General features: G+C 67.5%; 12 protein-coding genes and 1 pseudogene. 6 read left to right on the top strand and 7 right to left on the bottom strand.

The annotated features are described in order from the left end of the window. Positions 1 to 138: 138 nt before the first annotated feature. From ACGLHR_RS03165 to ACGLHR_RS03145, 5 genes are all read right to left on the bottom strand, one after another. Positions 139 to 4,251, bottom strand: coding sequence for a cobaltochelatase subunit CobN (locus ACGLHR_RS03165; protein WP_400091826.1), 4,113 nt, complete (start codon positions 4,249 to 4,251; stop codon positions 139 to 141). Next, on the bottom strand, positions 4,251 to 4,667 hold the full coding sequence (locus ACGLHR_RS03160) for a DUF2149 domain-containing protein (protein ID WP_400091824.1): 417 nt from the start codon (positions 4,665 to 4,667) through the stop codon (positions 4,251 to 4,253). The genes ACGLHR_RS03165 and ACGLHR_RS03160 overlap by 1 nt, the downstream gene beginning before the upstream one ends. After that, positions 4,667 to 5,353 carry a MotA/TolQ/ExbB proton channel family protein gene (locus ACGLHR_RS03155; RefSeq protein WP_400091822.1) on the bottom strand — a complete coding sequence of 229 codons (687 nt, stop codon included), beginning with the start codon at positions 5,351 to 5,353 and terminating at the stop codon, positions 4,667 to 4,669. Before ACGLHR_RS03155 ends, ACGLHR_RS03160 begins: the two co-directional genes overlap by 1 nt. A 127-nt stretch (positions 5,354 to 5,480) precedes the next feature. Continuing rightward, positions 5,481 to 6,290: a polysaccharide deacetylase family protein gene (locus ACGLHR_RS03150; protein ID WP_400091820.1), complete on the bottom strand. Its 810-nt coding sequence runs from the start codon at positions 6,288 to 6,290 to the stop codon at positions 5,481 to 5,483. Between the two features lie 851 nt (positions 6,291 to 7,141). Continuing rightward, a complete protein-coding gene (locus ACGLHR_RS03145) occupies positions 7,142 to 7,645 on the bottom strand; it encodes a hypothetical protein (RefSeq protein WP_400091819.1) in 504 nt (167 codons plus the stop codon). Positions 7,646 to 8,306: 661 nt separating this feature from the next. On the opposite strand from ACGLHR_RS03145, the gene ACGLHR_RS03140 reads away from it, so the two are divergent. From ACGLHR_RS03140 to ACGLHR_RS03115, 6 genes and pseudogenes are all read left to right on the top strand, one after another. Beyond that, the gene (locus tag ACGLHR_RS03140) at positions 8,307 to 8,474 is read left to right on the top strand and encodes a hypothetical protein (RefSeq protein WP_400091817.1); all 168 of its coding nucleotides are present in this window, start codon (positions 8,307 to 8,309) and stop codon (positions 8,472 to 8,474) included. Between the two features lie 124 nt (positions 8,475 to 8,598). Next, positions 8,599 to 11,355 (top strand): magnesium-translocating P-type ATPase, encoded by a 2,757-nt coding sequence (gene mgtA, locus ACGLHR_RS03135; protein ID WP_400091815.1) that lies wholly within the window; start codon positions 8,599 to 8,601, stop codon positions 11,353 to 11,355. 129 nt (positions 11,356 to 11,484) lie between these two features. Then, the gene (locus ACGLHR_RS03130) at positions 11,485 to 12,207 is read left to right on the top strand and encodes an MgtC/SapB family protein (protein ID WP_400091814.1); all 723 of its coding nucleotides are present in this window, start codon (positions 11,485 to 11,487) and stop codon (positions 12,205 to 12,207) included. A gap of 1,043 nt (positions 12,208 to 13,250) precedes the next feature. Then, positions 13,251 to 14,226 (top strand): annotated as a pseudogene (locus ACGLHR_RS03125) (Bug family tripartite tricarboxylate transporter substrate binding protein). 72 nt (positions 14,227 to 14,298) lie between these two features. Further along, positions 14,299 to 15,498, top strand: a complete 1,200-nt coding sequence (locus ACGLHR_RS03120) for a CaiB/BaiF CoA transferase family protein (protein WP_400091812.1) — start codon at positions 14,299 to 14,301, stop codon at positions 15,496 to 15,498. Beyond that, positions 15,495 to 16,361, top strand: coding sequence for a citryl-CoA lyase (locus tag ACGLHR_RS03115; protein ID WP_400091811.1), 867 nt, complete (start codon positions 15,495 to 15,497; stop codon positions 16,359 to 16,361). The genes ACGLHR_RS03120 and ACGLHR_RS03115 overlap by 4 nt, the downstream gene beginning before the upstream one ends. A gap of 29 nt (positions 16,362 to 16,390) precedes the next feature. On the opposite strand, the gene ACGLHR_RS03110 is transcribed toward ACGLHR_RS03115, so the two are convergent. Beyond that, complete coding sequence (locus ACGLHR_RS03110; RefSeq protein WP_400091809.1) at positions 16,391 to 17,620, bottom strand: diguanylate cyclase; 1,230 nt, start codon at positions 17,618 to 17,620, stop codon at positions 16,391 to 16,393. Positions 17,621 to 17,854: 234 nt separating this feature from the next. Then, complete coding sequence (locus ACGLHR_RS03105) at positions 17,855 to 18,583, bottom strand: helix-turn-helix domain-containing protein (RefSeq protein WP_318237603.1); 729 nt, start codon at positions 18,581 to 18,583, stop codon at positions 17,855 to 17,857. Positions 18,584 to 18,693 lie beyond the last annotated feature (110 nt).

The following is an 18,693-nucleotide window of genomic DNA, read 5'->3' as shown; positions in this document are numbered from 1 at the left end:
CGTGCGATGCGCGGCGGGCCCTTCGCAAGTCATGTTCCGCGCAGCAGGTAAGTATCGTACCGGCAAGCGGCGACGGGCCTGGCCGCGGCGAGGAGACCAGCATAAAGAGATCGCACGGTGCTGTCCACTTGTGGCGCGTCAGCGTGGCGCGGGCTGCCGCCGGCCACGGCCGCGCCACCACTCCGCGAAGGCGCCAGCGCCAACCAGCAGCAGCATCAGGGTTGCGGTCCAGAGCGCCTCGCGCGGCGCCAGGCCACTCGGCGGCGCCGGCGCTGCGAGCTTGAGCACACGGCTTTCGAGCAATTGGCCGGTCACTTGATCGGTCGCGGGACGCAGCGCCGGTGCTGGCTGCGGCTTAGCCTGCCGAGCCGGCGGCGGTGGCGCGCTCGCACGGGGCGCGTCGGCCAATGCAGCCCGGCCGGAAGCAGCGGCCGGCTCTCGCCCCGGCATGGCCGTCGCCAGCCGCTCGGAGAATTCGCGCAGCGCATCCGTGGGCAGCCGGGCTAGCTGCCCCAGCCCGGCGATGTACCGCATCAGCACGGGATTGCCGCAGCTATTGGCCGAGCAGGACAAGCCATCGCGATTGACCGACTCCACATAGCGCCGCGCCATCCCGGCGCGCTCGGCCGGCGTGAAGCGATAGCTGCCTTGCCGGTCCACTTCCAGCAGCCGCGCCAGGATGCCCTGCCGCGCGTGCGGATTGTTCTCGGCGAAGAAGCGGTCCATGCCCAGGCCGTTCTTGTCGGCCACATAGACGTCGTAGGTGTTCTGCCAGAAGCTGCCGCTCATCTGCTCCGGGCTGGTGGCCTGGAACCCATAGAGATGCTCGATCTCCTTGAACATCTCGCGCGCGCCGGCATAGCCGGAGCGCTGCATGCCTTCGATCCAGCGCGGGTTCCAGTTGCGCGCGTTGAGCTCGGTGGCCAGCCAGGTGCGGGCATCCACGGTCTGCTCCTCGCCGGCGCGGCGCAGGTTGTGCAGCCAGAAGCGCGGCGCCTGCCCGCTGACCGCGCGCGTGGCCATGTTGAGGCCACCGGCGTACTGGTAGGTATCGTCGTTGTCGAGCGCGTCGTAGAGCGTGCTGGCGCGCGAGAACAGGACGGCCTGGTTGGACTTGAGGTGGCTGGCCAGCGCCTGCGGCGCGGTCTCGCCCCAGCCTTCGCTGGAGAACGCAAAATTCATGTAACGCAGGTATTGCCGCGCCAGCGCGCCCGGCTGCTCGCCGGCCTGCGCCACGTCCTTGCTCTGCTCCACCATCTGCTGCACGCCGATGCTGTAGTTGCCGGGCTTGGCGGCGAACACGCGGGCGCGCGCCAGGCGCGCGGCCAGTTGCGGCTCCACGCCGGCCGCCAGCAGCGTGGCCTGCGCCTCGCGGTCGTGGCGGCTGATGGCGTTGTCGCCAGCGGCGGCGGCCAGCCGCGCGGCCTTGTCCAGCAGCGCCACCTTGTCACCGAAGCCGTCGCGGTAGATGCCGGAGATGGTGAACAGCACATTGACGCGCGCTCGGCCGAGTTCGGCATCGGGGATCAGGCGCACGTCCTCCACCACGCCGCGGGCGTTCCAGACCGGCTCCACGCCCATCAGGTAGAGCGCCTCGCTCTCCATCGCGCCCTGGTGGCGCTCGGTCTCGCCGTACCACAGCACCATCGACACCTGCTCGGGCGCCTTGCCGGTTTCCTCGCGATAGCGTGCCAGCGTCTGCGCGGCCAGTTGCTTGCCGAGCTGCCAGGCGGCCGGCGTGGGGATCAGGGCGCCTTCGAAGGCGTGCAGGTTGCGCCCGGTGGGCAGGCCCTGGGGGGTGCGCACGGGGTCGCCCAGCGGCGCGGTCGGCAGGTAGCGGCCGGACAGCACGGTCACCAGGCCATCCAGCTCGCGGCGCGGCGATTCGCGCAGGTTGGCCAGCCATGCGCGCGTATTGGATAGCGCGGCCTTTACCTTCTCCGTCAGCGGCGGCGGCAATGGCGTATCCGCCGCGCTGGCCGGCTCGCGGCCTTCGAGCAATGCATCAGCCCAGCGCGTCAGCGTGTCCTTGCCGATATGCCGCGCCTCGCTCGCGTCGAACGCGCTTTCCAGCACGGTAGCCAAAGCCTGCCGCTGCGCATCCAGTGGCGGCAGCTCGCCCAGCGTGTGAATGCCCAGCGGCACCGGCTCGGCCTCCACCTTGTGCAGGAAGCGGTGGATCACCGGCTCGACCTGCTCCCACGGCGTGCCAAGATCCAGCCCGAGCTGGCGGTCCAGGCCAAGGGCGCGGATCTGGGCCAGCGCCTGCAGGCGGTACTGCTCCGCCAGCGCGGGGGAGCTGGCGGCGGCGGCCTCCAGCTGCTCGATCACCTCGTCGACTTTGGCCAGCTTGTCCGGCCAGCCGGCGCGCGCGATCAGCGGGGTCAGGTGGCTGACCAGCACGGCGGCGCTGCGGCGCTTGGCCTGGATGGCCTCGCCGCCGCCGTCCTGGATGTAGAAGTAAGCGTTGGGCAGGTCGCCCAGCAGCACCTCGGCGCTGTCGTCGCCGCTCTGCCCCACCTGCTTGCCGGGCAGCCATTCGAGCGTGCCGTGGCGGCCCACGTGGACCATCGCATCGGCGCCGAAGGCGTGGCGGTACCACAGGTAAGCGGCAATATAGGAGTGCGGCGGCGGGGTCACCGTATCGTGCGAGCTGTCCATGGCGCGCGCGAAGGTGGAGCGCAGCGGCTGCGGGCCGACGAACAAATTGCCGAAGCGCAGGCCCGGAATCACGAAATCCTGCCCGCCGTGGCCGTCATTCACCAACATCAGCGGATTGCGCTCGGGCGGCCCCCAGGCGGCCAGCACCGACTGGCGAAACGCCGCCGGCAAGGCATCGAACCAGCGCTTGTACTGCGCCATCGGCAGCAGCGTGACGCGGCCGCGCGACACCATCTCGGCCAGTTCGCCGGGCGACCATTCTTCCATATTGCGGCCATTGCGTTCCAGCAGCGCGGTCAGCTCGGCGGTGTCCGGCAGCGTGGTGCCCAAACGGTAGCCCGCCTCGCGCAGCCGCGCCATGACCTGCACCAGCGAGGGCAGCGTGGCCAGGTAGCTGGCGCCGATATTGCCGCGGCCCGGCGGGTTGTTGTAGTAGAGGATGGCGATGTGCTTGTCGGCCGCGGGCTTGTCCTGCAGCGCGATCCAGCGCCGCACGCGGGCCACCGCCGCATCCGCGCGCTCCGGCACGGCCCGGCTGGTCTTGGCGCCGTGCTCGTCCTCCAGCGTGGCGAACAGGATCGGCTCCGAGGCCCCGGCCCGCTCGGGCGTGTTGAGCAGCAGCGGCAGGCGCTCGCCGCCGATGCCGCGCACATCCGCGCGCCACCCGGCCTGGCTGTCGCGCGTGGCGATCAGGTTGATGGCATGCAGGCCGTGGCGCTCCAGCCAGGTCTTGTCCTCGGCGCGGCTGATGGTGAGGTTCAGCGTCAGCAAGGCCCGCACGGGGCTTTGGCCGTCGACCGTGAGCATCGGGTCCAGCCCGGACAGCGGCCAGCCGAATACCGGCACCGCGCCGATCCCCTGGCGTTCCAATGCCGCGACCAGCGCATCGATGTGGGCCAGATCCTGCTGGCGATAGTTACTGGCGTAGAAGGCAATGCCGACCAGCGGTGCGTCGGCGGGCAGCCCGCTTGCGCCGGCGCGATACCAGGCGAGATAGTCCTTGAGCGTGGCGAACGCCTGCGCGGCGCGCGGGTGATAGATGCCGGCCGCGGGCAGCGGGCGCGGCGGCGGCACGGCGATGGCCTGCTCGCCGCGTACGGCGGCCACCAGCCAGGCCAGCCAGCCGGCAAGGTTGTCGGCGCCGCCGGCGCTCCAGTAAGCCTCGGCGGCCTGGTTGCGCGCGGCGTCCAGGCCAAAGCCCCAGGCGGCCTCGGCGGAGGCTGCCGGCGCCGCCAGCACCAGCGCGCCGCGCTGGCGCGCCTGGCGCACGGCCGGCGCCATCTGCCGCAGCACGGCCGTGGGGGCGAAGTACGCATAGATGACATCGGCGGCGGCGACCTGCGCCGCATCGGGCGCTGCCGTGACGGCGTCCAGCACCACCCTGCCCGGCCCGGCCAGCTCGCGCAGGCGCGCTTCGGCGGCGGGCAGCAGGTGCGTATTGGTGGTGACCAGCAGCACGCGTACCGGGGCAGGCTGTCCTGGCACGGCAGCGCGGGCATGGCCTGCCAGGCCAGCCGCGCACCCGCACAGCAGCCCAAGCAGCACCAGCAGCCAGCGCTGCCGCAGCGAAATCCGCTGCGCCAAAGCCATCAACGTGCGCCCGGGGCCGAGGCCCCGCCAGCCGTCGCGCCTTCCGGCACATACACCACACTGCCATCCGGCAACTGGTATGCCACGCCCAGCCGGGTGCCCTCGCCCGTCTTTTGCTGCGCGGACATTTTGCTGACCTTGACCTCCTTGCGGTTCTTCTCCAGCAACTGCAGCTCGCCGGTGCGGGGATCGCGCTGGACCATGGTGAACTGCGAGTCGGGGTTGAGCAGCTGGGTCAGGCTGAAGGCTTGCGTGAGCGCCACCATCAGGCCCACGGCAAAGACGATGGAGGCATCGAACAGGTTGGCCACGCCCGCCAGCGGGTCTTCCCGATGCACCGAGGCAAGCTCGCCCTGCGCGCGGCGCCGTCGCACAAAGCGCCGCCGCCTGAACTGGTGTCCCTGGCCCGCGTCCATCAGGCGTGCGTCCCGGACAGATGGATGGCAGCGCGAGCGTGTGCCGCGGGCGCCAGCGGCTCGGGCATGGCCCGCAGCACCAGCTCGCACAGGTTTTCCATTTCCTTGAGATCGCTCCGCGCCCAGCGCTCGCGCGTAAGCGTCAACACGTAGGCGATGCCGCCCAGCACCAGCCCGCAGACGACCGCGCCGAAGCCGATCACCAGGTGGTTGACCATGCCGGCCATATCGCCGCCGAGCAGCGATTGCAGCGCCGGCCCAAGCGGGATGATAGTGCCGGCCAGGCCCAGCATCGGCGCAATGCGCACCAGCGTGCGGGTCAGGTCGAGCCGGTTGGCCACGCGCATTTCCTCGCGCTGCAGCGTTTCGTCCAGCCACAGGTCAAGGTGTTCGTGCGAATCGAGCCGGGCGAGCCGTTCTTCCAGCATGCCCCAAAAGCGGGCCAGTGAAGGCGACAGCGATGCCGCGCCCAGATGCGCGCGTGTGCCATTGCGCAGGCTGGCGGCCAGCGCATTGGCCAGCGCGGGCAGATCGCTGCGCGGCGCCACGGCGCGGCGCCGGGACTGCACGATCAGGCTGCCGAGGTCGGCTAGCGAGAGCACAAACAGCACCAGCAACGCCAGCGCGACCGGCCAGAAGAACGCCGTGGAAAGGCGGAAGAAAATCTCGGTGACGACGCTTTCCATCGTGATTGGCGGCAGTTGGGTTGGGCGGATCGGCGGGCCACAGCGGGCCCCGGCGCAGTATTGTACGTCGCCGATGCCCCCTTATCCCAAGCCTGGACCCGCCTGCGATGACCTTGCCGCCAAGGCCTCAGGGCCAGCTGTCGCGCGCATAAACGCCCGACTGCGCGCGCAGCCGCGCGGCGCGTTCCGCCACGCGGGCATCGGTGTAGAACGGCGGGTCCGCCAATACCAGGCCGTTCTCCCGGGCTTCTTCCACCAGGATCTGCAGGTACTCGGTCATGTGCGAGGCCGTGTAGTCGTTGGTGTCGTGAAAGCTCACCACGATCGGCACCACGCCAGCGCTGATAGGCAGCTGCTGCTCGGCGATGGCCGCCTTTACCTGGGCTAGTTCACTGTTCATATGGGAGCGGCGGCGCAGGCTGATATGCCAGCCGTAGATCTTACCGTCGCGCGCGTTCACGTCCGACATCAGCATGCCCAGGCCGAGCTTGCGGTACACCGCCTGCACCGCATCGTTGTAGGCCCAGTTGGGCGGGCGGACCAGTTGGGCCGCGCCGCGGCATTGCGCGATGATATCGGCCTCGCCCGACAGCAGCGACGCCTCCAGCGCTTCGGGCGACATGCGCGTATGCGAGAGATGTCCGATCGGCAGCCCGCTGTGCACCGCCAGCCGATGGCCGGCAAGGCAGGTGGCGTGCATCTGCGCTTTGCCGGCTTCGCCGCCGCCGCGCCTCGGGTGGGCGGTCTGCACGAAGAAGAGCGCCTTGATGCCCGGGGTCACCGGGTTGTCGGCAAGCTGGCGCAGGATCAGCGGTGTGCTGCCATCCTCGCCCGCATCTGGGCCATCGTCGAACGTAAGCAGGAAGCGGATGGGCGGTAGCGGCCGCTGCGCGCGCAGGGCAGCCAGCTGGATCGCGGGCAGTGCGCTCGCCGGCATGTCGGAAGGGACTGCAGGCGTGGCCGCGAAGGCAAGACTCAGGCTGCACGCCAGGGCCCTGGGGCGAGATGAGCAAAATGGGAAAAGCGCATGCAAGGCGTCCGGTTCGCCACATCGTGCGCAGTGTGGCGCACTGCGCTGGCATTCCGGAATGAGTCTCAATCTATAGAAGTGGGAGGGGGCGCGCGCCGTAGCCATGGGCGCGATCCGCCGCAGCGCTCGCCGTGGCTCGGCAAAAAGCAAGACGGCATTGTGCCATATCGTGTTGGCGCGCTTTTGCGCCAGAGTAGCCGAGCCCGCGCACCGAAAAAAACCAGGCCATGAGACATGGCCTGGTCGGCAAATCGGCAGCAGGGGGCACTGCTGCCTGGGGGGCTGGGATGCCGTCTGGGACACCCCGGTGAACAGGTTAGCGGTTCCCCGTTTTGCAAATGCAAACAACTGTGTCGGTGCGCCTCGCGGTGCGGCGGACCGGGTCCGCGACGTAGTAACCAGCCCCCACGATTTCGCTCTCCACCATGGCTTGCGGATACGCCCGGCGCAGCAGCGCTCGCATCGATCCGCCGGATGCGTTCGGCCTGGCTCTCATCGTCTTCCACCGAAGCCATTCTCATGGCTACCTTCTCATGGCTACCGCTTGGCTACCTCTTGGCTACCTCTTGGCTACCTTGTGGCAACCCGGGAACACGCTCCATGTCCAGCCATTGCGCCGGGAAGATCGGCGGACGAGAAAGGCGACCGCAATGCGCAAGGCTCACGGGCATGCCGCCGGGCCAGCATTGGACGCCACCAGGCTATCGCAGCCGCCCGGCGCAAATGTCAACAAATGTGAACGCGGAGCCGGAGCCGGCTCAGTAGGTTTCGTCGGCGGGATCGATCATCAGGTGGAGATGCCTGGCAAGCTGGGCCAGCACCGGCTCGTCCGCGCTGCGGATCATCCATCCCGCGTAGGCATCCGCCTGCGTGTCCCAGCACCACAGCGTAAAGCCGGCCGCTTGCAACGAGACCTGCGCGATCGCCATCAGGCCGGGCACATCGTAGCGCGCGAGAAAGCCCGCCGCGAGCGGCTCGGGCACGCCCCAGTCCACGCGCAGGCCGACCCGGTCGCACAGGGCTTGCACGCCGCGCACCACGGCGGCCGTGTCTTTCCATTCCACGTAAAAGCCCGCGGCCTGGCCGATCGCTTCGGTCAGCGGCCATAGCAGCATATGGCCGTCGCAGCCGGTTTCGGTGCGCGCAAGCGCTTGCTGGAACGCGGTCCAGTACTTGTCCGCGGCATCCTGGTCGTGCAGGGAAATCAGCAGGATCAGCTTGCGCATCGCGTCCTGCGTTTCACTCGGGAGCACAGTGGTCATAGGCTTCTGGCAGGTTGGGAACACAGGGAACGGAAGGGGCCCGATGCTGGCAGGCCACAGCGTGATGCCGCGACCTGACGCCGTGGTTTCCTGAGATGCCGGAACCATGCGTGAACGTCTTAACGTGTTAACGGCTGAACGTCTGGCGGTGCTTTGCCCAACGCCGGGAAAATGGCAGCCCCCTATTCTGACAAAGGTTGGTGCGAGGCGCTACCACGCATACGCCTGGACGGCGCATGGATGGCGCGCGGATCGTCTCGCCGGATCGGCGCCGTACAAGTTGCCTTACGGCACGAAAAGCGCAAAGTTTAGGACCATTCCCATTCCGCGGAAAAAGCCGGAAAAAAGGGTTGCCAAGCGCGCGCTGCCTTTGTTACCCTTCGCCCCGTTATCGCTTCGGAGTCATCTCCATGGACAGTTGTTCTAGTTGGCCTTGCGGCCAAACCTTGAACGGCTAGGCAAGTCCAGGCGTCCTACCGCCACTGCCTAGCCGATACCGGCGGGTAGTGGTCCGTTGCACGGGTTCTCCGTGCGACTCCCTCCCAGTTCGTTGCAAATGCCTGCGGCTATCGCCCCGCGAGAATGCGCTCGTCCGCGCTTTCGCGATGCGTTATCCGCCCCTGCCTGCGCGCGCCGTCGAGCGTTAGCGCAAGGAGGCCCCATGTCGTCCCTGTTGATCGCACAACACGCCCTGCTGGCGCTGCAGATCCTGCGCTGGCACGCCGGCCGGCCAGGCCGCGCCGCCGTCCTGCTGCTCGCACTGGCCCAGCCGCCCGCCCGCCATGCCGCAGCGCGTCATAGCGCCGCGCACCGGTGCCGGCGGGGCTGACCCGCACCCCGCCTTCACGCTCACCGCATCCGGCAAAAGCGGCGCAATGCGCTTGCCTTTGCTGTTCCTCGCCTCACTCCAGCATCGCCGCCCGGCACGCCGGGACTTTTGGGAAACCGCACCGATGAACCTGATGAAAACGCTCTTCGTCGCCTTCCTGCGCACGCGCCGGGTGACCCACCATTTCCGCCGGCTGGCGATGTTCGAGTCGCTGGGCAAGCCGGGGCCATCGCGCACCGTGCCTGAGCAACTGGCGCAATCCCTGAAGCGCGCCGCGCGAGAAGACGTGCCGGCGGTGCTGGTACGCATGCGCTCGCACGAGGACGGCCTGACCAGCGCCGAGACGGACGAAAAACTCAAGCAGTTCGGCCCGAACGAAGTCGACCATGAGAAGCCGCTGCCAGCGTGGCTGCACCTGTGGCATTCGTACAGCAACCCGTTCAATCTGCTGCTGACCCTTCTGGCTTTGATTTCCTATTTCACGGAGGACATGAAGGCCACGATCGTCATCGGCACCATGGTGGCGTTGTCCACGCTCCTGCGCTTCGTGCAGGAGCGGCGCTCCAACCAGGCCGCGGAAAGCCTCAAGGCCATGGTCAGCACCACGGCCACGGTGATCCGGCGCGATCTCTCGGCCGGCGTTGCCGCCATCAGCGCGGAGTACTTCAACGTGCATGTGCACTCCCGCCCGCCACTCAAGATCGAAGTGCCTATCGCCAAGCTGGTGCCGGGCGACCTGGTCGCGCTCTCGGCCGGCGACATGATTCCCGCCGACTGCCGCATCATTGCCGCCAAGGACCTGTTCATCAGCCAGGCGGCCATGACGGGTGAATCGCTGCCCGTGGAAAAATTCGCCGAACTGCGCGATCGCCACGACAGCCCGCTGGAGCTCGCCAACATCGCCTTCATGGGCACCAATGTGGTCTCGGGCGCCGCCACCGCCGTGGTGCTCGCCACCGGCAACCACACTTACTTCGGCACGCTGGCCGCGCGCGTCACCAGCACCGACCGCTCGGCCACGGCCTTCCAGGCTGGCGTGAACCAGGTGAGCTGGCTGCTGATCCGCTTCGCGCTGGTGATGGCGCCGCTGGTGCTGCTGGTCAACGGCTTTACCAAAGGCGACTGGACGCAGGCGTTCCTGTTCGCGTTGTCCGTCGCGGTCGGGCTCACGCCCGAGATGCTGCCGATGATCGTGACCTCCACGCTGGCCAAGGGCGCGGTGATGCTGTCGCGCCGCAAGGTCATCGTGAAGCGGCTCGACGCCATCCAGAACTTCGGCGCCATGGACGTGCTGTGCACGGACAAGACCGGCACGCTGACGCAGGACAAGATCGTGCTGGAGCGGCACACCGATGTGCTGGGCCGCATCAGCACCGACGTGCTCAAGCACGCTTACCTGAACAGCTACTACCAGACCGGCCTGAAGAACCTGCTCGACCGCGCGGTGCTTGACCACGTGGAGCTGCAAAGCGAGCTGAAGCTGACGCAGCATTACCGCAAGGTCGATGAGATCCCGTTCGATTTCGAGCGGCGCCGCATGTCGGTGGTGGTGGCCGAGCGCGAGGATCACAACGAGCTGATCTGCAAAGGCGCGGTGGAGGAAATGCTGGGCATCTGCACGCGCGTGCAGATCGATGGCGCGGCGCAAGCGCTGGACGGCGAAATGCTGGCGCGCGTGCGCCAGGTAACGCACGACCTCAACGAGGAAGGCTTGCGCGTGGTCGCGGTAGCGATGAAGGAAACACCCACCACGCAAGCGCAGTATGGCGTGGCCGACGAATGCGAGCTGACGCTGGTCGGGTACATCGCGTTTCTCGATCCGCCCAAGGATTCGACGCTGCCCGCGCTCAAGGCGCTGGCCGAGCACGGCGTCACGGTGAAAGTGCTGACCGGCGACAACGAACTGGTCACCGCCAAGATCTGCCGCGAGGTGGGCCTGCCCGTCACGCGCGTGCTGCTGGGGCCGGACATCGAGAAGATGGACGCCCCCACGCTGGCCCGCGCGGTGGAGGAGCACAACGTATTCGCGCGCCTGTCGCCGCTGCACAAGGAGCAACTGGTGGTGGCGCTGCGCGCCAACGACCACGTGGTTGGCTTCATGGGTGACGGCATCAACGATGCGCCCGCGCTGCGCGCGGCCGATATCGGCATCTCGGTAGACAGCGCGGTGGATATCGCCAAGGAAGCCGCGGACATCATCCTGCTGGAAAAAAGCCTGATGGTGCTGGAAGAAGGCGTGATCGAAGGCCGGCGCACCTTCAGCAACATGCTGAAGTACATCCGCATGACGGCCAGCTCCAACTTCGGCAACGTCTTCTCGGTGCTGGTGGCCAGCGCCTTCCTGCCCTTCCTGCCGATGCTGCCGCTGCAACTGCTGGTGCAGAACCTGCTGTACGACGTCTCGCAGATCGCGATTCCGTTCGATCGCGTGGACAAGGAACTGGTGGCGCGGCCGCTGCGCTGGAACCCGGGCGACATCGGCCGCTTCATGGTGGTTTTCGGCCCGATCAGCTCGATCTTCGACATCACGACCTATGTGGTGATGTGGTACGTCTTCGCCGCCAACAACGTGCAAGCGCAGGCGTTGTTCCAGTCCGGGTGGTTCGTGGTCGGTCTGCTCACGCAAACGCTGATCGTCCATATGATCCGCACGCCGAAGCTGCCATTTATCCAGAGCCGCGCGGCCTGGCCGCTGACGATTGCCACGGTATCGATCATGGCCGTGGGCATCTGGCTGCCGATGGGTCCGCTGGCGGCGTATTTCAAGCTTCAGGCATTGCCGCCGGGCTATTTTCCCTGGATGATCGGCATCGTGCTGGGCTACGCCCTGCTGGTGACGGCGGTCAAGCGGTTCTATATTCGACGCTTCGGCTGGCAATAATCCCCGGTCGGCGACTTTTGCCACAGTGGGGCGAAAGGCGCCGCCGATGACATCGGCGTGACACCTGGCCGGCGTAGAAAGACACAAGCAGTTCCAAAACAATAATTTTCAAGCCCCGGGGAAACCATCATGTCCCTCCAAGCCTTTCAGAACATCAACCTCGACTCGCTGCTCGACACCAGCGTCAGCCTGACCACCGCCTTCATCCTTGGCGCGGTGATCGGCTACGAGCGGCAGATCCGCCAGCGCACGGCCGGCCTGCGCACCAATGTGCTGGTGGCGGTGGGTGCCGCCATCTTTGTCGACATGGCCAACCGCATGGCCGGGCACGACGGCGCGGTGCGCGTGGTGGCCTATGTGGTCTCGGGCATCGGCTTTCTCGGTGCCGGCGTGATCATGCGGGAGGAAGGGAACGTGCGGGGGTTGAATACGGCTGCCACGTTATGGGGATCCGCCGCGATCGGGGCCAGCGCGGGGGCGGACCTGATTCTCGAGGCCGGGCTGGGCTGCCTGTTTGTGCTGGCGGCCAATACCCTGTTGCGGCCGGTGGTGAATCGCATCAACCAGCAGCCGATGGATACGACTGCGGTGGAGGTGACCAATACGGTCTATGTGATTGCGCCGCGGTCCGCGCAGAAGCAGGCGTTGCGCTTGCTTGAGGATACGCTGGAGGCGGGGAATTATCCGACCCGGGACCTGGAGGTGCATGCGTTTGGGGATAGCGATGTCGAGATTGAAGCGGTGCTCACATCTACCTCCGTCGATGGGGATGTGCTGGATCGCTTGATGGCGGCGTTGGCGGAGTCCGAGCATATTCATCAGGCGTTTTGGAGTCCTAGTACGACGGATTGAGTTTGGTTGGCTTGTGCTTGTGGTCTTTGTGGTCTATTTGGGGTGGCGTTGGTTTTTGGGCCCAAGAGCAGAACCGTTGGCTCTTGTTTTGTGGTTGGGCTTTGATTTTTGCGGCGTTGGCTTTTGGGCCCAAGTGCCGTACGACATCCCCCTGCGGGGGCTGCCGGTCACTTTTCTTTGACCGGCAAAGAAAACTAACGAAAAGAAAGCCGCCCTGCCGGGGGCAGAGCAATAAGGCTGTTTTTGCCTCTGTGGTTGCGTCGTACGGCCCTGAGTGTTGGCTGGCGTGCCTTACCGGCTTTAAGGTCATCGCAACTGCATGACCCACCTGACCTCGTGTGCGGTGATCATTCCCACATCTGCCGTTCGCGGTTCGAAGGGCCGCGATACTCCCCACGTTGCTGGTTTCGTGGTTTTGTCTCTGGCGGCGAATGCCCGGCCCTTGATGCCCTGCCGTACCGGCGCTGCCGGCGCCTTGCTCTCAGCGCCCCCTGGTTTCGTGGTGGGCACCGTGGCCCGTCCGCGAGGGTTCACGCTCGAACATCACCGCGCCTGCCCTCCGAGACAAAACCACGAAACCAGCCACACCCGAAACGGCGCAGCCCCTTGCGCCGCGAACGGCAGATGGTCGAACGCGCACCGCACACGAGGTCAGGGGCCCCACCACGAAACCCATGGGTCATGCAGTTGCGATGACCTCCAGGCCGGTAGGACACGCCAGCCAACACTCAGGGCCGTACGACGCAACCACCCCCATCGAACAGCCTTATTGCTCTGCTCCCGGCAGGGCGGCTTTCTTCTCGTTAGTCTTCTTTGCCGCGCAAAGAAGAGTGACCGGCAGCCCCCGCAGGGGGATGTCGTACGGCACTTGGGTGCAAAAGCCAACGCCGCCCCAAAAAATCCCCCAAAACCCCAAACCCTTGACATCCCCCCCTCCCCCTCCTATCCTCTCGCATAAATTCCCTAAGTAAGATCACAGTTCTATTCTACAGAACACACAAAGCCATCCGCGGTGCCCAGCACCATCCCAATTCGGAGACACAATGAAACGCTCCCCCATCCGAGCCCTGCTCGCCCTCGCAGTCCCAGCCCTGCTCGCCGCAGGCGCCATCCCTGCTGTCGCGGACACCTATCCGAGCCAGCCGGTGCGCCTGGTGGTGCCCTTCCCCCCGGCCGGCGGCACCGACGTCATGGCACGCCTGGTGTTCAACAAGGTGGGCATGACCACCCACTGGAACGTGGTGGTGGAAAACCGCGCCGGCGCGGGCGGCAATATCGGCATGGACGCGGTGGCCAAAGCCCGCCCGGATGGCTACACGCTCGGCATGGGCCAGACCGCCAACCTGGCGATCAATCCCACGCTGTACCCCAAGATGCCTTACGACGCGGTCAAGGACTTCACCCCGGTGGCGCTGGTTTCCGCGCAGCCGCTGGTGCTGATCGTGCGCAAGGATGCGCCGTACAAGAACCTGGCCGACCTGGTTGCCGCCGGCAAGGGCAAGCAGCTCTCGATGGCGTCGGCCGGCACGGGGACCGTGGGCCACCTGACGGGCGAGATGTTCGCGCGCCGCACGGGCATCAAGATGCTGCATGTGCCGTACAAGGGCGCCTCGCCGGCGCTGACCGACCTGCTGGGCGGCCAGACGGACTTCTACTTCGCCACGCCGCCGATCGCGCTGCCGATGATCAAGGCCGGCAAGCTGCGCGCACTCGGCGTGACCTCGGCCAAGCGTGCCGCTGCTGGCTGACGTGCCGACCGTGATCGAAGGCGGCTTTGCCGGTTTCCAGGCGGAAGACTGGAAGGCGCTGGTGGCGCCGGCCGGCACGCCGCCGGAGGTGGTCAAGCGCGTCAACGAGGAAATCAACAAGGCCATCGCCCAGCCCGATACCATCGCCAAGATGCGCGAGGAAGGCAGCGAGCCGCGTGGCGGCTCCCCGCAAGACCTGGCCGCGTTCATCAAGGCTGAAAACACCCGCTGGGGCGCCCTCGTGCGCCAGTCCGGCGCCAAGGTAGAGTAACGCCTTCGCCGCCCGCCGCGGCCAGCTTCGCCACTGCGGCGCGCCGCGGCACCGACACCTCAAAGCCTCGCCATGCAAAAACCGCTACGCCATATCCGCGTCCTCGACCTCACCAACGTGCTGGCCGGGCCCTTCTGCTGCCACCAGCTGGCCCATATGGGCGCCGAGGTGATCAAGGTGGAAACGCCCGGCACCGGCGACCTCGCCCGCCAGCTGGGCGCCGACACCGAACTCAACAGCCGGCTGATGGGCGTGTCCTTCCTGGCGCAGAACCCCGGGAAACGCTCCATCACCATCAACCTCAAGCACGCGAGCGGCAAGGAAGTGTTCCGCAAGCTGGTGCAGAGCGCCGACGTGCTGGTGGAGAACTTCCGCCCCGGCGTGATGGACCGCCTGGGGCTGGGCTTCGATGCGCTCAAGCAGATTCATCCCAAGCTGATCTATTGCGCCATTTCCGGCTTCGGGCAGGACGGCCCGTTGTCGGACCTGCCGGCGTACGACCAGATCATCCAGGGCATGTCCGGGGTGATGAGCATCACCGGCGACCCGCAGACCGCGCCTTACCGCGTGGGCTACCCGGTATCCGACACCATCGGCGGCATCACCGCGGCCTTTGCCGTGGCCGCCGCGCTGGCCGATCACCGGCGCACCGAGGGTTACTTCATCGACGTGTCGATGCTGGAAGCCACCCTGGCCACCATGGGCTGGGTGGTGTCCAACTACCTGATCGCCGGCAAGACTCCGGCGCCGATGGGCAACGAGAACATGACGGCCAGCCCGTCGGGCGCCTTCCACACCGGCGAGGGCCTGATCAATATCGCCGCCAACAAGCAGGAGCAGTTCGAGGCCGTCTGCCGCGTGGTGGGCCGCCCGGAGCTCGCCACCGATGCGCGCTTCGCCCAGCGCCAGGCGCGGCTGGCCAACCGGGCCGAGCTGACGCGCGAGCTGGAGACGGAGCTGGCGAAGAAGTCCGCGGATGCGTGGTGGAAACTGTTCAACGAGGCGGGCGTGCCGGCCGGCCCGGTCTACAGCGTGCCGCAAACGCTGGACCACCCGCAGGTGAGCGGGCGCGGCATGATCGGCGAGTTTGCCGACGTGCCCGGCGTGGGCCGCGACATCCGGTTGGTGCGCACGGGCTTCAAGCTCAATGGCGAAGCCCCGTCGGTCGACACCCCGCCGCCGGAGCTCGGCCAGCACACCCGTGAGATCCTCGCCCAGCTCGGCTATGGCGAGGCGGACATCGAAACCCTGCAAAAGGAGCGTGCGGTATGAGCGACCCCACCAAGGCAAACACCGACATCAACGACATCAACGAAGGCCAGCGGCTGTCCCAGGATTGGTGGCGCACCGAGATCATCGACATGCAGCCCGGCGAGATCCGCTACCGCGGCTATCCCATCGAGCAGCTGATCGGCCAGGTGTCGTTCGCGCAGATGATCTGGCTGATGCTGCGCGGCGACCTGCCGGCGCGCGGACAAGGCGAGCTGCTGGACGCCGCGCTGATGTCGGCGGTGGACCATGGCCCGCAAGCGCCCAGCATCGCCATCGCCCGCATGGCCGCCACCTGCGGCGTGGGCCTGAACAATGCGATGGCTTCGGCCGTCAACGTGCTGGGCGATGTGCACGGTGGCGCCGGCGAGCAGGCGGTGGAGTTATACCAGGATGTGGCGCGCCGTATCGACGGCGGCGAGAGCCAGGATGCGGCAGTCAAGGCCGCCCTGGCGGATTACCGCGACCACCACGGCAAGTTCGTCTCCGGATTTGGCCATCGCTTCCATCCGCTGGACCCGCGCGCCCCGCGCCTGCTGGCGCTGGTGGACCAGGCCGCGGCCGACGGTGTGGTCTCGGGCCGCTTCGCCGCCATTGCGCGCGCGGTGGAAGCCGAACTGGGTGCGGGCCGCAGCAAGCCGATTCCCATGAACATCGACGGCGCCACGGCCGTGATCTATGCGGAGCTGGGCTTCCCGGCGCCGCTGGCGCGCGGGCTGTTCTGCCTGTCGCGCTCGGTTGGCATCCTGGCGCACGCCTGGGAGCAGACGCAGCAGGGCGGCCGCAACAAGGGCCCGATCCCGCGCCAGTACATCTGGACTTACGACGGCCACCCGCCCCGGGACGTGCCGACGGCGCAGGACTGACCCGGCAACGGGAACAAGCCTGACCGGCCCTAACGGCTCGGCACGTGGGCGGAGTCGCCCACGTCGCCGGGCACCGGGCGCGTGGATGGCGCCATCCAGGACGCCAGCGCATAGCGGTCCCGGCCAAACTCCTTGGCCGCATAGAGCGCCCGGTCGGCCGCCGCGAACAAGGCGCGCCACAGCCCTTCCACCCCCGCCGCCCCGCCCCGCAGCTCGGCCACGCCGATGCTGACGCTGGCGAACGTCGCCGAGTCGCCGGGCAGCGCAATGCCGCGCACCTTTTTCAGGATCCGGTTGGCCAGCGCGGTGGCCTGGCCTTCGTCGGTATGCGGGCAGAGGATGCAGAATTCCTCGCCGCCGTAGCGGCCAGCCACATCGGAGGCACGCCGCGAGTTGTCGATGGCTTCGGCGATCAGCTTGAGCACGGTGTCGCCGGCATGGTGGCCATGCCGGTCGTTGACCTGCTTGAAATAGTCGATATCGATCACCAGGCAGGACAAAGGCTGGCCGTGGCGCTCCCAGGCCGCCACCAGGCTGGTGGCCGCCTTGTCGAGCGCGCCCCGGTTGAGCAGGCGCGTGAGCGCATCGAGCCTGGCGCCGTTCTCATTGGTGGCGATGACCTGTTCCATGGCCATGACCGTAAACCCGAACAAGCCCAGCAAGGTGGCCACCAGGGGCGCCAGCAGCAAGATCCCGTTGGCGCCGCTGGCATAGAACGGCCCCGAGGCCACGTTGCCCGCCAGCCCGGCGGCAAAGCCGGCCAGGTGCGTCGCCAGGTGAACGAGACTGGCAAGCACCACCAGGGGCGTGCTCACGCTGCGCCGGCCATCGTAGGCATGCAGCAAGGTGACGACCGTCAGCACAGCCACCAGGACCAGGCTGCCGTAGCCGATCACATGCATGCGCGCCTGGCCGCCAGCCATGCCGGCGGCGCCAACCAGCGCCAGCCCGGCCGCCGTCACGCCCACCGCGAGCGTGCGATCCCACGGCGCCATGCCGAAGTACACCCGCACGCCGCGGTAGATCAGCAGCCTGCCGGCGATAAAGGCAGCCGCCCCGCCCGCGCTGACGTAGACCTGCCTGGCCGAAGCGTTGGCCGCCAGCACCAGCCCGGCCGCCGACACCAGCAGATGCCCGAGCGCCCACAGGCGCCCGGCCGCGCTGGGCCGCAAGGCACCGAGCAGGCCCACCGAAATGGCCAGCGTGCTGGCGTACACCACCACCATGACGACGACAATCGTTTGCTGGTCTAACTGCACGGAATTCCTTTGAAGATACCGTGTTGCCGGTGACGTTGACGGGAGGCTTCAGAGGCAGGCCCGGTTGCGTGGTCAACTTCGCAAAGGCGCATGATATCGCCACGGACGCCGACAGGGCACCCCCGACAAGCCGGGCATCGTCCTGGCTGTCGCTCCCGGCAGACGGTCCGCCGGCCTCGGATCACGGAACAAGCGCCGCGCCCGGAGCCTATTCTTGCACCGCTCTGGGGCAGGTCAGGCCGGAAACGGGAAGGTGCCCCCCAGCGCCAGGGTCAGGTCGCGGGCCGCCCGCAAGACGTGCGCACGGAAGGCCTCGTCGAAGCGCGGCGTCGGGCAGGTCAGGGTCAGCGCGCCCTTGAGCTCACCGTCCGGGCCAAACACCGGCGACGATACGCCGGCAATCTCGGCGAGACGATCCCCAACCATCGCCGCGACGCCCTCTTCCCGGATCTTCTGGTAGATCTCCCCCCGCGCCCCGCTGAATGCACGCAACACGCGGCCACCGGCGCCGCGATTGCGCGGCAGCAGCTCGCCCGCCTTGGCATGGTCGCGCACCGGCTGGGGCGAGTCGACGCGGTACAGGCACAGGCGGTGTTCGCCCTGCTCGACGTGGTAAGCCGCGCTTTCGCGCGTGGCCTGCACCAGCTGGCGCAGCACCGGCATGACGATCAGCTCCAGCGAGAACGAAGCCGAATACACCGAGTTCAGCCGCGCCACTTCCGGGCCCAGCCCGTAGCGGCCATCGGTATGGCGCAGGATCAGCCGGGCATGCTCCAGCGATGCCAGCAGTCGCAGCAGCGTGCTTTTGTAGAGCCCGGTGCGCTGGGCCAGCTCCACCAGGCTCAGCGTGGTGTCGCCCAGGCGGAACGCGGAAAGAACGAACAAGGCCCGGTCCACGGCTACTGCGCCGCCTTCGGCGGCATGCTTGTCGGCTTCGGAGAGCTGGGCGGCTTTACGTGGCATGAAGGAAAAAGGTCGGGAAAGGTGAGGAAAGGGGGGACAGCTGAGCGGCGGCGGCGCGGCGCGGCGCGGAACGAGGCCGGCATCATCGGCCCAGGAAAGCCAGCGGCATA

It is taken from the genome of Cupriavidus sp. CuC1, assembly GCF_044627735.1.
Taxonomy (GTDB): Bacteria; Pseudomonadota; Gammaproteobacteria; order Burkholderiales; family Burkholderiaceae; genus Cupriavidus; species Cupriavidus ulmosensis.
The sequence above is the reverse complement of the archived record's forward strand: the minus strand, read 5'-3'. Positions and strand labels throughout refer to the sequence as shown.

What these genes read in the sequence shown, in the direction of transcription:
- ACGLHR_RS03140 (WP_400091817.1), top strand. Translation starts at nt 8,307, where the DNA reads ATGTCGTCCCTGTTGATCGCACAACACGCCCTGCTGGCGCTGCAGATC.
- mgtA (WP_400091815.1), top strand. Translation starts at nt 8,599, where the DNA reads ATGAACCTGATGAAAACGCTCTTCGTCGCCTTCCTGCGCACGCGCCGG.
- ACGLHR_RS03105 (WP_318237603.1), bottom strand. Translation starts at nt 18,583, where the DNA reads ATGCCACGTAAAGCCGCCCAGCTCTCCGAAGCCGACAAGCATGCCGCC.
- ACGLHR_RS03155 (WP_400091822.1), bottom strand. Translation starts at nt 5,353, where the DNA reads ATGGAAAGCGTCGTCACCGAGATTTTCTTCCGCCTTTCCACGGCGTTC.
- ACGLHR_RS03120 (WP_400091812.1), top strand. Translation starts at nt 14,299, where the DNA reads ATGCAAAAACCGCTACGCCATATCCGCGTCCTCGACCTCACCAACGTG.
- ACGLHR_RS03160 (WP_400091824.1), bottom strand. Translation starts at nt 4,667, where the DNA reads ATGGACGCGGGCCAGGGACACCAGTTCAGGCGGCGGCGCTTTGTGCGA.
- ACGLHR_RS03115 (WP_400091811.1), top strand. Translation starts at nt 15,495, where the DNA reads ATGAGCGACCCCACCAAGGCAAACACCGACATCAACGACATCAACGAA.
- ACGLHR_RS03130 (WP_400091814.1), top strand. Translation starts at nt 11,485, where the DNA reads ATGTCCCTCCAAGCCTTTCAGAACATCAACCTCGACTCGCTGCTCGAC.
- ACGLHR_RS03150 (WP_400091820.1), bottom strand. Translation starts at nt 6,290, where the DNA reads ATGCCGGCGAGCGCACTGCCCGCGATCCAGCTGGCTGCCCTGCGCGCG.
- ACGLHR_RS03145 (WP_400091819.1), bottom strand. Translation starts at nt 7,645, where the DNA reads ATGACCACTGTGCTCCCGAGTGAAACGCAGGACGCGATGCGCAAGCTG.
- ACGLHR_RS03165 (WP_400091826.1), bottom strand. Translation starts at nt 4,251, where the DNA reads ATGGCTTTGGCGCAGCGGATTTCGCTGCGGCAGCGCTGGCTGCTGGTG.